12 protein-coding genes are annotated in these 13,625 nt (G+C 59.9%); 9 read left to right on the top strand and 3 right to left on the bottom strand.

Annotation, left to right across the window (positions count from 1 at the left end):
- The 3 genes from EDC30_RS13530 to kce all read left to right on the top strand — a co-directional run.
- Positions 1 to 273 (top strand): ABC transporter ATP-binding protein C-terminal domain-containing protein (locus EDC30_RS13530; protein WP_132258495.1); only part of this gene is annotated, 273 nt, incomplete at its 5' end.
- Positions 270 to 1,007: a branched-chain amino acid ABC transporter ATP-binding protein gene (locus tag EDC30_RS13525; protein ID WP_424446919.1), complete on the top strand. Its 738-nt coding sequence runs from the start codon at positions 270 to 272 to the stop codon at positions 1,005 to 1,007. The genes EDC30_RS13530 and EDC30_RS13525, both read left to right, overlap by 4 nt.
- A 50-nt stretch (positions 1,008 to 1,057) precedes the next feature.
- Positions 1,058 to 1,999 (top strand): 3,5-dioxohexanoate:acetyl-CoA acetone transferase, encoded by a 942-nt coding sequence (gene kce, locus EDC30_RS13520; protein WP_132259371.1) that lies wholly within the window; start codon positions 1,058 to 1,060, stop codon positions 1,997 to 1,999.
- 61 nt (positions 2,000 to 2,060) lie between these two features.
- Here the strand turns inward: kce and EDC30_RS13515 are convergent, their stop codons facing one another.
- Positions 2,061 to 3,791: a helix-turn-helix domain-containing protein gene (locus EDC30_RS13515; RefSeq protein ID WP_243656784.1), complete on the bottom strand. Its 1,731-nt coding sequence runs from the start codon at positions 3,789 to 3,791 to the stop codon at positions 2,061 to 2,063.
- Here EDC30_RS13515 and EDC30_RS19790 point away from each other — a divergent pair, their 5' ends adjacent.
- Together EDC30_RS19790 and EDC30_RS13510 are read left to right on the top strand one after the other, a co-directional pair.
- The gene (locus tag EDC30_RS19790) at positions 3,792 to 4,295 is read left to right on the top strand and encodes a hypothetical protein (protein WP_243656783.1); all 504 of its coding nucleotides are present in this window, start codon (positions 3,792 to 3,794) and stop codon (positions 4,293 to 4,295) included. It abuts the gene before it with no gap.
- Positions 4,292 to 5,134, top strand: coding sequence for a ParB N-terminal domain-containing protein (locus EDC30_RS13510; RefSeq protein ID WP_132259369.1), 843 nt, complete (start codon positions 4,292 to 4,294; stop codon positions 5,132 to 5,134). The genes EDC30_RS19790 and EDC30_RS13510 overlap by 4 nt, the downstream gene beginning before the upstream one ends.
- 130 nt (positions 5,135 to 5,264) lie before the next feature.
- On the opposite strand, the gene recJ is transcribed toward EDC30_RS13510, so the two are convergent.
- Together recJ and EDC30_RS13500 are read right to left on the bottom strand one after the other, a co-directional pair.
- Positions 5,265 to 6,962 (bottom strand): single-stranded-DNA-specific exonuclease RecJ, encoded by a 1,698-nt coding sequence (gene recJ, locus EDC30_RS13505; RefSeq protein WP_132259368.1) that lies wholly within the window; start codon positions 6,960 to 6,962, stop codon positions 5,265 to 5,267.
- Entirely contained in the window at positions 6,959 to 8,017 is a 1,059-nt protein-coding gene (locus tag EDC30_RS13500) for a hypothetical protein (protein WP_132259367.1), read from the bottom strand. The genes recJ and EDC30_RS13500 overlap by 4 nt, the downstream gene beginning before the upstream one ends.
- 121 nt (positions 8,018 to 8,138) lie before the next feature.
- Here EDC30_RS13500 and EDC30_RS13495 point away from each other — a divergent pair, with 121 nt between their 5' ends.
- From EDC30_RS13495 to EDC30_RS13480, 4 genes are read left to right on the top strand one after another with little or no spacing between them, the layout of a single operon-like run.
- Positions 8,139 to 9,404 carry a lipoprotein-releasing ABC transporter permease subunit gene (locus EDC30_RS13495; RefSeq protein WP_132259366.1) on the top strand — a complete coding sequence of 422 codons (1,266 nt, stop codon included), beginning with the start codon at positions 8,139 to 8,141 and terminating at the stop codon, positions 9,402 to 9,404.
- A gap of 13 nt (positions 9,405 to 9,417) precedes the next feature.
- Complete coding sequence (lolD, locus tag EDC30_RS13490) at positions 9,418 to 10,104, top strand: lipoprotein-releasing ABC transporter ATP-binding protein LolD (RefSeq protein WP_424446918.1); 687 nt, start codon at positions 9,418 to 9,420, stop codon at positions 10,102 to 10,104.
- Positions 10,094 to 10,894, top strand: a complete 801-nt coding sequence (locus EDC30_RS13485; RefSeq protein ID WP_132259364.1) for a TatD family hydrolase — start codon at positions 10,094 to 10,096, stop codon at positions 10,892 to 10,894. Before lolD ends, EDC30_RS13485 begins: the two co-directional genes overlap by 11 nt.
- Positions 10,895 to 13,552 (top strand): DNA internalization-related competence protein ComEC/Rec2, encoded by a 2,658-nt coding sequence (locus EDC30_RS13480; RefSeq protein ID WP_132259363.1) that lies wholly within the window; start codon positions 10,895 to 10,897, stop codon positions 13,550 to 13,552.
- The last annotated feature ends 73 nt before the right edge of the window (positions 13,553 to 13,625 follow it).

The raw sequence follows: 13,625 nt of genomic DNA, 5'->3' as shown, positions 1-13,625 counted from the left end.
ACGCTGGCGTCCGACCCCAAGGTCTTGCTGCTGGACGAGCCGATGGCGGGCATGTCGCGCGAAGAGACCGATTACACGGCCGAGCTGCTGCGCGAACTGTCGGTGGGACGCACCCTGATGATCGTCGAGCATGACATGGATGTGGTGTTCTCGCTGTGCGACCGCATCAGCGTGCTGGTGTACGGGCAGGTGATTGCCACGGGTACGCCGGAAGCCATCCGCAACAACAAACAGGTACAGGAAGCCTATCTGGGCACGGAGGTGGCGGCATGAGCCAGATGAAGCAATCCAATTCAAGTGCGCAGCTGCTGCAGGTGAAGGACTTGCATGCGCATTACGGCAAGAGTCATATCCTGCAGGGCGTCAGCTTCGATGTGGGGCGTGGCGAGGTGATCAGCCTGCTGGGCCGCAATGGCTCGGGACGGTCAACGACGATGAAATCCATCATGGGCCTGGTCCCTCCTTCTGCCGGACAGGTTCAGCTGCAGGGCAAAGAGCTGGCCGGCGCGCGCCCCAACACCATTTGCCGCTCGGGCATCGCTTACGTGCCGGAAGAGCGCGAAGTGTTCGCCAATCTTACCGTTGACGAGAATCTGCGGATGGGCGAACAGCCGGCGGTGCCCGGTGCTTATCGATGGACCGTCGAGCAAATGTTCGACTATTTCCCTCGGCTGAAGGAGCGCCGCAACACCAAGGCGGGCAGCATGTCGGGCGGCGAACAGCAGATGCTGACCATATGCCGCTCCCTGCTGGGGAATCCTCTGGTCATTCTGATCGATGAGCCGACCGAAGGCCTGGCGCCCAAGATCGTCGCCCAGGTAGGCGAATGCATCAAGGATATGCGGGATAAAGGCGTGTCGGTGGTGCTGGTCGAGCAAAAGCTGGCGATCGCGCTCAAGGTGTCCACGCGCGTTTGCGTGATGGGCCACGGGAACATCGTTTTTGAAGGCACGCCGGAAGAACTGACATCCGACAAGAAGCTGCTCACGGAGTGGCTGGCAGTCTGATCGATTGCGATCCGGATTTACCAATAACCTTATTTTTCATAGAGGCCGCCATGGCAAAAACTCACGATAAAGTCATCATTTCTTGCGCAGTAACCGGCTCGGTGCATACGCCGACCATGTCGGAATACCTGCCGATTACCCCGGACCAGATCATGGAACAGTCAATCGAGGCTGCCGAAGCCGGCGCTGCGATTCTGCATCTGCATGCGCGCGATCCGCAAACCGGCAGCCCGACGGCCGACCCGAAGGTATTCGATCAGTTTGTGCCGCGTATTAAGGCAGCGACCGATGCCGTCATTAACATCACCACCGGCGGCAGCACGCGCATGACGCTCGAAGAGCGCCTGGCCTATCCGTTGCAGGCCAAGCCGGAAATGTGCTCGCTGAACATGGGATCGATGAACTTTTCGATCCACCCGGCTGCACGCAAAATGACTGGCTGGAAGTACGACTGGGAAAAGCCCTATATCGAGGGCATGGAAGACCTCATTTTCCGCAATACCTTCCTGGACATCAAGAAGATCCTGAAGGTACTGGGAGAGGATTGCGGCACGCGCTTCGAGTTCGAATGCTACGACGTCGGCCATCTCTATAATCTTGCCCATTTCGTCGATGAAGGATTGATCAAGGGGCCGCTGTTCATTCAGAGCATCTACGGCATCCTTGGCGGCATGGGAGCCGATCCGGAAAATCTGGTGATGATGCGGACTACTGCGGATCGACTGTTCGGCCGGGAAAATTACCGATTCTCGGTCCTGGGCGCAGGCCGTCACCAGATGTCGATGCTGACCATGGGCGCGGTCATGGGCGGCAATGTCCGCGTCGGCCTGGAAGACAGCCTCTACCTGGGCAAAGGCCAGTTGGCCAAGTCATGCGCGGAGCAGGTGCGCAAGATTCGCCGGATCCTCGAAGAGCTTTCGCTGGAAATCGCGACGCCGGACGAGGCGCGAGCGATGCTGGGCCTGAAAGGCAAGGATGCCGTCGCATTTTAAGGTCGCCGCAGGTTAAGCGTATCGGGATGCATCGAGCAAACCGGTACGCAGGCGGCAGTCTTCAAGGTCGGTCAAAGCGTTCCGCGGGCGGCGCGTCATCTTTGTTGTCCCTGCTCAGATTCCACAAGCGTAAAGCCATGTGAATCTCCAGAGACCGCGTGGCATTGCCCCAGTGCCCGATGATTTCTTCGATGCTGGCCAGACGCTGGCGCATGGTATTGACATGGATATTCATGCGTTTGGCTGCAACGCTCGCATTCTGATTGCTGTCGAAGTAGCAGAACAGCGTGCTGGTCAAATCGGATGAACGCTTGCGGTCATAGGAAACCAGCGCGCCGATGGTGTTGTCCTGGAATGCCTTGAGACTGGCCTGATCATGCGTTTCAAAGAGCACGGAATAGAGCGCCAGTTCAGCCTGCTCGATTATTTTTCCTGTCATCCCCAGGCGCTTGGCAACCGATAACGCGCGCCTGCTTGCCTCGTATTGGGCAGGAAGCTGTTCCGCATTCAGCACCGGTTTGGAAACCACGCCCCGATAACTGCCGGCCAGTTCTCCCTTGATAAGGGAGACGCATGACTTGACAAGTTCAGTCGCGTGCAGTGTCGCGCATACCATCACTACCAGGCCATCGACCTCGTCCAACACCGTGCCGGCAAATCCGGCGCTGCCCCTGAGTCTCCTTGCAAGATATCCGGCCTTGGTATCGTCTGTCTCGATCAGTATCAGCGAAAGCGGCTGTGAGAGATCAAGGCCGAATCGCTCCGCCTGCTGATAAGTCAATGTTGGCTCGTGCTGGCGCGGCGACAGAAGGTTGCGTAGCAGCGCCGAGACGTCGCGCGTCTTGTTGATTTCCATGCGCTCCTGGGAGAGCAAGGCAATGCCGACGATACTTGAGCTTCGCTCGAAGGTGCGTATCGCGATTTCACTCAAGTCGTCTTTGCAAAAAAGCAGCACGGATCCCAGCACATCGTCGCCCCCCGTTACCGAGATCACCCTGCATTGCTCATCGCTGTCTTTATAGGCGAGAACGGAGCGTCCTGCCTTGCGGCTTTCCCTTGCCGCGGCAATGATGTCGCTGCTGCGGTCGCCATAAGGTGTATAAGTGGCTGCGGCAATGCTGGCGTAGCCGGCAGCCGCGCCATGGCTAATCGGCTGAAATGCCTCGTCAACCACAAGCACACTGCCGCCGAGCAGATGCGCAACCGTTTCAGATATCCTGGAAAGCGAAGCGCCTTGTGCCAGCAATGACGTCAACTGCTCGTGGGCTTCGGCTGCTGCCTGTATGTTGCGATTGTTGCGTTCCAGTTCAGCACGGGCCTCGTCGCTATTTCTGAGGGCGGTATTCGCCAGTTCGAATGCCTTTGCATTTTTCACGGCTACCGCGGCATGCGTCGCCAGGGTGGACAGAATCGACACTTCCAGCGCAGAGTAGGTACGTTGGTAGCGGTCGCCTACGAACAGCAAGCCCGTGACTTCGCCATCGGAAAGCAGCGGAACGCCGACTAGTGCCGCAATGTCTTCCTTGGCAAATGTTTCATCCAGGTTGGCAGTATGTTCAAATCTGTCGTCGTTGAGATAATCAGACGTCGTGAACGGGCGGCGAGTCGACATGACAATGCCCGCGATGCCGATACCTCTGCGCGCAGTCATTCTGTCCGTGCTTTCGGCAAGCGCGCCATCGGTGACCTGCGCCTGAAATTCTTCGATTTCCTCCTTGTATACCGATAGCCAGGCGACATGTGATCCCAATAGATTGCGTGCGCGCGTTACGATTGCGTGAAGCAATTCCATGTGATCGAGTCGACTGGACAGATCCTGGGCGGATTCAATGACAGCCAGAAGCGCCTGTTCCCGCTGTTTTTGCAATTCAAGCCGGTTGCGGACAGCCATCGCCATCCGGACGCATTCGGCGAGCCGCGTTTTGCGCAATGTGTCAGAAGCTGGAAGCGACTCGATTTTCGAGAGTTGAGTGGAGAAATCGTCGGCCGAAGCCCCTTGATGCAAAAATTGTATCAAGTCGATGACAATGTCTTCCGGATCATGGCTGGCGCCGCTGGTCATGCTTCTTCCTTCTTTGCGCTGTGGGGGGGCGGTCAATGCCCCGAATATTACCCAGTTCCAGGCTGGATCGTGCCACAAGAGCAGGGATCGGCGCCAGATAGAATGGAAAGATGCGCGGCCTGGCGCAATTTCCGGGGAGCGCTGCGTACGTACGAATGCTGGCGCCGGTTCGCAGCACAGGCCGCTCGCGGTGTACACTTCGCCGCTACCGTAATTTTCTGTGCTACGTCATGACCATCAAGATCAACGAAGAACTGCGTGCTTATATCGATCCGCTGACCGAAGATGAATACACAGCCCTTGAGCGCAGCCTGCTGGCCGAAGGCTGCCGCGATGCGCTGGTGCTGTGGGGCGACTTGCTGGTGGATGGCCATAACCGCTACAGCATTTGCCAGAAACATGGTATTCCTTTCAATACGATTCAGAACACGACTTTCAAATCCATGGATGACGTGCATCTGTGGATGATCGATAACCATCTTGGCCGGCGCAGCGTGTCGGATTTCCAGCGCGGCGTGCTGGCGTTGCGCAAAAAGGAAATCCTGGCCACGCGCCTGGCAGAGCTCGAATCACAGGCGGAAAAGGCGGTGGAGCCGTCCGAGGCTGATCAGTCGGCGGCGCAGCCAGCAGGCGCGGAGGCTCCTGCCCGTCCGACTGCTCCGCCGATTTCACGCGAGGCGCTGGCCCGTGCGGCGCGGGTCAGCAGTGCGACGCTGGGGCAAATCGAAAAAATCCAAAAGACTGCCGCGCCCGAGCTGGTCAGCGCGGTCAAGAGCGGCGTGATTTCCATTAATGCGGCCGCTGCCGTGGCATCGCTGCCGAGTGAAAAACAGGTGGCGGCCGTCGCGGGCGGCAAGAAGGAATTGCAACAGCTGGCGCGGGAAGTCCGCGAAAGCAAACGCCCGCCGAAGCCGGAGCCTGTGCCGCCGCCTGCCGATGCAACGCCGGATCAGTTGGAAATCCATCGCCTGAACCAGCTGGTTGCGGAACTCACCGAAGAGCGCGATCAGCTGAAAAAGAAAGTGCAGCACCTGACTATCGCGCTGGCAGAGGCGCGTCGGCAGGAGACTTGAGTCACACCGTCTCGTGAAATCTTTCCGGATAGGGAAGTTTGCTAAGCAAAGGCGTAAGCGGGTGCATTGTCCGCCTAAGACTGCTGCGCAAAATGCCGCCAAAGCGCTGGCGAAGTACCAGCGCTGCTACTTACGCAGCTTGCGCATGCTCGACCAGCAACTGCACGCGCGTGACGCCATTGTATTCATTGTTATCGAGCCGGAAGGCCACTTCGATCCGCTCCGGCAGCGCAGCCGCGTGGCCGAACCAGATGGCGTCATAGCGGCGGCCATCCTTTTCCAGCAAGAGCTTGAGATGCTTATCCTTGAGCACGCGCTGGTTGATGACCCTGAAAATATCGCAAAACACCGGCGCGGCGAATCCCTGTCCCCAGACCTGTTCCTCCAGCAGGCTGACGAATTGCGGCGTGAAATACGCATCTTCCAGCGTGCCATCGGTTTCAATGACGCGTTCCAGCTGATTGGTGCTCAGCCACTCGCGCCCGACATCCTCGAAAGCATGAGCAAAGGCATCGAAGCCTTCCGCCTTGACGGTGAGCCCCGCTGCCATCGCATGACCACCAAATTTCTCGATCAGTGTCGGTGCGCGCTTGGATACCAGGTCCAGTGCATCGCGCAAATGAAAACCTGCAATCGAGCGTCCCGATCCCTTGACATTGATGCCATCCCCGGCCGGCGCGAAAGTGATGGTCGGTCGGTAAAATTTGTCCTTCAGGCGCGAGGCGACGATGCCGATCACGCCCTGGTGCCAGTTGGCGTCGAACACGGTAATCGTCGAGCGATTGGCCGGGTCGAAGTCGTCCAGCAGCGCCATGGCGGTATCCTGCATGCCGGCCTCGATTTCGCGGCGATCGCGGTTGATGGTGTCGAGCTGGGTGGCGATAGACCAGGCGCGGCCTTCGTCATCGGTGGTCAGGCATTCGATACCGAGCGACATGTCGGCCAGGCGCCCGGCGGCATTCAGGCGCGGTCCCAGGCCAAAGCCGAGATCGAACGGCGAGGCGCGCCGGGCTTCGCGTCCGGCGGCGCGAAACAGCGCGGCCACGCCCGGCTGCATCCGGCCGGTGCGCATGCGCTTTAAGCCTTGCGCCACCAGGATACGATTGTTGGCGTCGAGCTTGACGACGTCGGCTACCGTGCCCAGCGCCACCAGGTCGAGCAGGGCATCCAGGCGCGGCTGGTTTTGCGCATCAAACACGCCGCGGCGGCGCATCTCGGCACGCAGCGCCAGCAATACGTAAAACATCACGCCCACGCCAGCCAGGTTCTTGCTGGGGAATCCGCAGTGCGGCTGGTTCGGATTGACGATCACGCGCGCAGCCGGCAGGCGGTCGCCGGGCAAGTGATGGTCGGTCACCACGACGTCGATGCCGCGCCGGTTCGCTTCATCCACGCCATCGATGCTGGCGATGCCATTGTCGACCGTGAGGATCACGTCCGGCGATTTTTCGCGCACCGTCAGTTCGACGATTTCGGGCGTCAGGCCATAGCCATACTCGAAACGGTTAGGGACGATGTAATCCACCCGCGCGCCCAGCATGCGCAAGCCGCGCAGCGCAACGGCGCAAGCGGTGGCGCCGTCGCAGTCATAGTCGGCGACGATCACCAGCTTTTTGCCGGCATCGATGGCATCGGCCAGATACACGGCCGCCGCTTCCACGTGGGTCAGGTTCGAAGGCGGAATCAGGGCGTTCAATTCGCTTCCCAGTTCGCGCATATCAGTCAGTCCGCGCGCTGCGAACAGGCGCGCCAGCACCGGATGGACGCCGCTCTGGCGCAGTAATTCCGCGGTGCGGATGCTATAGGAACGAGTCGCGATCCGGGTCATGGCAGCAGCCTGTTCAGATTCGGCTTGACCCAGAATTTGCGCAGCGAATTCCGGCTGACGCTGAATTCCGCCAGCCTGGTATTGTTGGTGAGAATGAGGTTCACGCGCTGCAGCCTGCCGCCCTGCAGGGCCGACACATAAAGCGTGAACCACTCGGTATCCAGCATTTCCATGATTTGCAGCCAGGAGCCCCAGTCCGATGCCAGCGACGACGTCAGCAGCGCATCGATCATGACCAGGCCTTGCCTGGGTTGCGCCAGGATGGTGTCGATGGCATAGCAATCGCTGTTGTCCTTCGTTGATGCAGCGCCCAGCGCGGCTGTCCATCCGCGCAGATTGAACGTCTCGGAATAAGGTGCCGTCTTCGAAGCTTGCGCGCCATGCGAGACGGTAGAGCCGCCCCACAGCCATAGCGAATTGACCATCTTGGCGCCGCGTGCCTCGCGTTGGGCATTCAGCTCATGCATGTGCCAGTGCATTTGCACTTCATTTTGCAATTTGCGCCAGGCCAGTTCTGCGTCGCCTTTGGGCATCCAGATATCGATGTTGTGGCCGCAAGCAGCATCCGGCGTGGCGGTTCGCAGGCCATGCCAGTCATCGGCCTGCACGAACCAGGTCGCGGCATCGCCATAGACCAGCGTCTTGCCGGCTTCTTCAAACAGCGGGCGGGCAGCTTCGAACAGGATGCGCGACTCTTCATCCGGCAGGTTCAGTTGCCGCGGGTCGGTCAATACCAGATGGTCGCGCGCGATGTGGAAGTGGACAGGCTGCACGATGAACCATGTACCGGAGTCGGCTTGCAAACCGTGCTGGCGCAACTGTGCTCCGGCGATTGGCGGACTCGTTTCCGGCTCAAAACCCGGAGAAAGAAATTTTTTGGCAAGCCAGGTTTCATGAGGAAGAGCGCGCGAAAACGGATCTAACTCTTCAGTGTGTAAAACCTTGGCACGTGCCAGCAAGGTCGCAAGCGCCGGGGATTTGCACTGTCTCAATAGATCTTTGGCTAAATCTTCCGGCGGCAAGCCGAACGGCAACAGGATATCGATTTGATTCATGCCGGAATTATAGAATGTATGGCACACTGCGGGCTGCATGACAGGCTTGCAAGATTGCGCGATTCTGCGTTTTGAGTGATGAATCGATCAATGAAGGCAAGCCCTTTTGGGAGCGTTTCTTTTGAGTATAGTGAAAAATTTGCCATTTGAATGGCTGGTCGGCTTACGGTACACCCGGGCCGGCAAGCGCAGCGGACGGAACAGTTTCATTTCCTTTATTTCACTGATTTCCATGCTCGGTATTGCGCTGGGCGTGGCAGCGCTGATCGTCGTGCTATCCGTCATGAATGGGTTCCAGAAGGAAGTGCGCGACCGCATGCTATCGGTCCTAGCGCATATCGAAGTCTTCGACGCATCAGGAGCCTTGCCGGACTGGCATGAGACCGCCCGTGAAGCCTTTACCAACAAGGCGGTCATCGGCGCGGCGCCTTACGTTGCCGGACAAGCCATGATTACCCGCGACGACACCGTGCGCGGCGTGATCGTGCGCGGCGTGCTGCCGCAGGAAGAGCCGAAAGTGTCGGATGTGGCGTCGCAAGTGCGCCAGGGCTCGTTCGATAACCTCAAGGCCGGTGAATTCAACATCGTGCTGGGCGGCGAACTGGCACGCTCCATCGCCGTCGGCCTGGGCGACAAGGTAACCCTGATCGCGCCGCAGGGGCAGGTGACGCCGGCTGGCGTGATTCCAAGACTTAAGCAGTTCAACGTGGTCGGCATTTTTGAAGCCGGCCATTATGAATTCGATTCGTCGCTGGCCTTCATTCACCTGGAAGATGCGGAGAAGATGTTCAAGCTGCCAGCGCCGTCCGGCCTGCGCCTGAAGATCAGGGACATGCAAAAGGCGCCCGAGGTGGCAATGCAGCTCTCGACCGTCATGACCGGCAACGTGCTCATCAGCGACTGGTCGCGCCAGAACCGCAACTGGTTCGCCGCCGTGCAAACCGAAAAGCGCATGATGTTCATCATCCTGACCCTCATCATCGCGGTGGCGGCGTTCAACCTGGTGTCGACACTGGTGATGACGGTGACCGACAAGCAGGCCGATATCGCCATCCTGCGCACCATCGGCGCTTCGCCGCGCTCGATCATGAAGGTGTTCATGATCCAGGGAGCCATCGTCGGCCTGATCGGCACGGCGATTGGCGTGGGGCTTGGCGTGCTGGTGGCGATGAATGTCGATGTGATCGTTCCCTTCATAGAGCGGCTGTTGGGCGTGCAATTCCTGCCCAAGGATATTTATCTGATCAATACCCTGCCATCGGATTTGCGCTGGCCGGATGTGTGGACCATCGGCGGCGTGGCAGTCGTGCTGGCTTTCCTGGCGACCTTGTATCCGAGTTGGTGGGCGGCGCGCGTCAAACCCGCGGAGGCATTGCGTTATGAGTAACGGGAACGCGAATATGAATGAAGTCGTGCTGTCCTGCCGCAACCTCGGCAAGACCTTCACCCAGGGTAAATATTCGGTCGAGGTGTTTCGCAATATCGAATTTTCCGTGGCGCGCGGCGAGCGCGTGGCAATTGTCGGTGCTTCCGGCTCCGGCAAGTCGACCCTGTTGCACCTGCTGGGCGGGCTGGATGAGCCCACCGCCGGCAACGTCAACCTGCTGGGCAAGGATCTGTACAGCCTGAATGAGACGGCGCGCGGCGATTTGCGCAATGCCTCGCTCGGTTTCGTCTATCAATTCCATCACCTCCTGCCGGAATTTTCCGCGCTCGACAATGTGGCCATGCCGCTGATGATCCGGCGCATGAAGCGCGCCGATGCGCAAAAGGAAGCAGCCGCGATCCTGGAACGGGTCGGACTTGCCAATCGCGTGTCGCATGTGCCGGGCGAGCTTTCCGGGGGCGAACGGCAGCGCGTGGCGCTGGCGCGGGCGCTGGTGACGCGGCCGGCCTGCGTATTGGCCGACGAGCCGACCGGCAACCTGGACAGGCCGACCGCGCAAAAGACCTTTGATTTGATGCTGGAATTATCAAAGACCCTCGGCACCGCTTTTGTTATCGTTACGCACGATATTGAACTGGCGCGGCATTGCGACCGCATTGTGCGCCTCTCGGAAAGCGGCTTGCAAGCTCATGTGGATTGATACCCATTGCCACCTCGATGCAGGAGAATTCGCCAGCGAAGAAGGCGAGGTGGCGGCGCGTGCAGATGAGGCACGGGTCAACTGGATCGTGATCCCGGCAGTAGCGCGCGTCAATTTCGACCGGGTGGCGCAGCTTGCGCGGGACAACGCCAATTGCGTGTATGCGCTGGGCATCCACCCGATTTTCATGCCGAAGGCTGAAGAAAAAGATTTGCAGCACCTGCGTGAGACGGTGGCCGTCGCGATGGATGATGAACGGTTTATCGGCATCGGCGAAATTGGCCTGGACTTTTTCGTGCCGCAGCTTAAAGACGGGCCCTTGCGGGAAAAGCAGGAGTATTTTTACAGCGAGCAGTTGAAGATCGCGCGCGACTTCGGCTTGCCGGTCTTGCTGCACGTGCGCCGCTCGGTCGATATCATTCTCAAATATCTGCGCCGCATCGAGGTGCCGGGCGGGATTGCTCATGCCTTCAACGGCAGCTTCCAGCAGGCGAACGAGCTGATCCGGCTGGGATTCAGGATGGGCTTCGGCGGCGCCATGACTTTCACGCGAGCGCTGCAGATCCGCAGGCTGGCGTCGCAGCTGCCGCTCGAATCCATCGTGCTGGAGACCGATGCGCCGGATATTTCACCGGTGTGGGTGCATCCCGGGCGTAACAGCCCGGAGGAATTACCGCGCATTGCCGAGGTTCTCGCGGATCTGCGCGGCATAGGAACGGAAGAGCTGGCGCGCAGGACTTCCGCGAATGCCCTGGCGGCCTTGCCGCGACTGGCTTCTCTGGCTGCATAAATGCGCCGCGCCATCCTCGGTTTCGTGGTTGGCGCGGCCTGGCTGCAAATGCAGCCGATCTTGCCCGGGATCTGGGGCATGCTCATGCTGGCTTCAGCGGTGCTTTTGCTGGCGTTTGGCATATATCGATTTTGCCAGCCAGCAGATCAAGCTGCACAGCCTGAGGCAGAGTGCACGAGGCTTGCAGCCACAGCGCCTTATCTGCGAACAGCCGGACTTGCCACTTGCGGCATCCTGACCGGTTTCATCTGGGCCGCGCTCGTTGCGCATTACCACCTGCGCGAAGAATTGCCGGAAGAGTGGGAAGGCCAGGATGTCACCGTCATCGGCACCGTCGATAGCCTGCCAAACCGGTTCGACCGCGGCGTGCGTTTCAATTTCGCCGTCGAACGCGTGCTGACTGGTGAAGATGCCAGCGGTGACGCCGCAAGCGGCGAGTCCAATTCGGCAGGCATGCAATCAACCAATGACGATTCGGCATCCGCACCGACATCCGAAGTCAATGCCAGAGCGCCGGTATTACCGTCGCGGCTGGCGTTATCCTGGTATAGCGGTTTCCGCAGCGTCGAGTCGCAAGCGGTGCCCGAACTTTTGCCGGGAGAGCGTTGGCAGTTGACGGTGCGACTGCGTCGTCCTCATGGCAATGCCAATCCTTACGGTTTCGACTATGAGGTCTGGCTGCTGGAGCAGGGATTGCGCGCCACCGGTTACGTGAGGCAGGATCGCCGCTCCTCGTCGGCCAACCGCAAGCTCGATGAATTTGTCCCCGGTCTTTCCCATGCCGTCGAGCGCAGCCGCTACTGGCTGCGCGAGCGAATTGTTTCGGCCTTGCCGGACATGGAGTATGCCGGCGTCATCGTCGCGCTGGTGGTGGGAGATCAGCGTGCGATCGCGCAATCGGACTGGCAAGTCTTCAACCGTACTGGCGTCGGCCATCTGATCTCCATCTCAGGATTGCACATCACCATGGTCGCCGGCTTGTTTGCCGCACTGTTCGGTTTTCTGTGGCGGCGCTCCTTTTTCACCCGTGCGCAATTGCCCTTGCTGCTGCCGGCGCAAAAAGCTGCGGCTCTCGCGGGCGTGGCAATGGCGTTGGTGTATGTGCTGCTGGCCGGCTTCGGCGTGCCCGCTCAGCGTACCTTGTACATGCTGACGGTCGTGGCGGCGGCGTTATGGTTCGACCGCCTCACCAGTATCTCGCATGTGTTGTGCCTGGCCCTGGCGGTGGTGATCCTGTTCGACCCCTGGGCAGTGCTGTGGCCGGGATTCTGGCTTTCCTTTGGCGCGGTCGCCGTCATCCTGTACACCGGCGTGGGACGGGGCAAGCCTGCGCCGCCAGGCGCTGCCGCCGAGCTTGCGGCGCAAACGGCTGCCCGACAGGGCGCCGCGAATAATGGATTGCCCGTGCCTGCAACTCCGGCATGGAAGCTTCGCTTGCATGCCTTGCATTCCAGTTTGCGCGATGCCAGCCGCACCCAGTATGCCGTTACCATCGGCCTGGTTCCGCTGACCATGCTGCTGTTCGGCCAGGTTTCGCTGGTCAGTCCGATTGCCAATGCGATTGCCATTCCGCTGGTGAGTTTTGTCGTGACGCCGCTGGCGCTGGTCGGCAGCGTATTGCCCGCGCCCTTGTCCGTTCCGGTACTGGACTTCGCTCACGAATGTATCGTATGGCTTGCCCGCGTCCTGGCCTGGATGTCGTCGTGGCCATCGGCGGTATGGAATGCGCCTGTGCCGGAATGGTTGGTATTCGGCGCCGCCTTGACCGGCATGCTCTGGATGCTGGCGCCCCGCGGCTGGCCATTGCGCTGGCTGGGGCTGGCAGGCTGGCTGCCGCTATTGCTCAATGCGCCCGCTGCGCCGCGCGACGGTGAAATGTGGATCACGGCATTCGACGTCGGACAGGGCACTGCGCTGCTGGTCGAGACGCCGAGCCGGCGCCTGTTGTACGACACCGGCCCTGTGTATTCTCCCGAATCGGATGGCGGCAGCCGCGTCATCCTGCCATACTTGAAAGCCCGGGGCATCGATCATCTCGACGGCGTGGTCATCTCCCACAGCGATGCCGATCATGCCGGCGGGGCCTTGTCGCTGCTCGAGGCCGTCAAGGTCGGATGGGTTTCTTCCTCGCTGCCGGAAGAACATCAGATCAAGCGCGCTGCTGCCGAACATCGACGCTGCGAAGCCGGGCAGGCGTGGGAGTGGGATGGCATGCGTTTCGAGATGCTGCATCCATCGCCCGAGAGCTACGATAATCCCCATCTCAAGCCCAATTCCCGCAGCTGCACCCTGAAGATCAGCCATGGCGCAGGCGCGGTCTTGCTACCCGGCGATATCGAAAGAAACGATGAAGCCCGGCTTCTGGAGGAGCAGGGCGAGCATCTGCGTGCCGCAGTGCTGTTGGCGCCGCATCATGGCAGCGGCACATCTTCCACGCCGGGTTTCCTGGCAGCGGTCAATCCCCAACTCGCCCTGTTTCAGGTCGGTTACCGCAATCGCTACAAGCATCCCAAGCGGGAAGTCTACGAGCGTTATGGTGACCTGGGCGTTCGCCGCCTGCGCAGCGATGAGTCGGGTGCAGTCACTCTGCGCTTCAACTCCAGTCTCGAGGCAATTGAATATCGTCATGAACATGCGCGTTACTGGTATGGAAGGTGACGTGAGCTTGATGTCGGCCAATGTCTCCCTTTCTCGGGTGTTGTGGCGAAGCGTTTCATTGACTGGGAGGATT

It is taken from the genome of Paucimonas lemoignei, assembly GCF_004342585.1.
GTDB lineage: Bacteria > Pseudomonadota > Gammaproteobacteria > Burkholderiales > Burkholderiaceae_D > Paucimonas > Paucimonas lemoignei.
Note: the sequence above shows the minus strand (reverse complement) of the source record. Positions and strands in the feature narration are given on the sequence as shown.

What these genes read in the sequence shown, in the direction of transcription:
- kce (WP_132259371.1), top strand. Translation starts at nt 1,058, where the DNA reads ATGGCAAAAACTCACGATAAAGTCATCATTTCTTGCGCAGTAACCGGC.
- EDC30_RS13515 (WP_243656784.1), bottom strand. Translation starts at nt 3,791, where the DNA reads ATGGAATTGCTTCACGCAATCGTAACGCGCGCACGCAATCTATTGGGA.
- EDC30_RS13510 (WP_132259369.1), top strand. Translation starts at nt 4,292, where the DNA reads ATGACCATCAAGATCAACGAAGAACTGCGTGCTTATATCGATCCGCTG.
- EDC30_RS13500 (WP_132259367.1), bottom strand. Translation starts at nt 8,017, where the DNA reads ATGAATCAAATCGATATCCTGTTGCCGTTCGGCTTGCCGCCGGAAGAT.
- recJ (WP_132259368.1), bottom strand. Translation starts at nt 6,962, where the DNA reads ATGACCCGGATCGCGACTCGTTCCTATAGCATCCGCACCGCGGAATTA.
- EDC30_RS13480 (WP_132259363.1), top strand. Translation starts at nt 10,895, where the DNA reads ATGCGCCGCGCCATCCTCGGTTTCGTGGTTGGCGCGGCCTGGCTGCAA.
- lolD (WP_424446918.1), top strand. Translation starts at nt 9,418, where the DNA reads ATGAATGAAGTCGTGCTGTCCTGCCGCAACCTCGGCAAGACCTTCACC.
- EDC30_RS13485 (WP_132259364.1), top strand. Translation starts at nt 10,094, where the DNA reads ATGTGGATTGATACCCATTGCCACCTCGATGCAGGAGAATTCGCCAGC.
- EDC30_RS13525 (WP_424446919.1), top strand. Translation starts at nt 270, where the DNA reads ATGAGCCAGATGAAGCAATCCAATTCAAGTGCGCAGCTGCTGCAGGTG.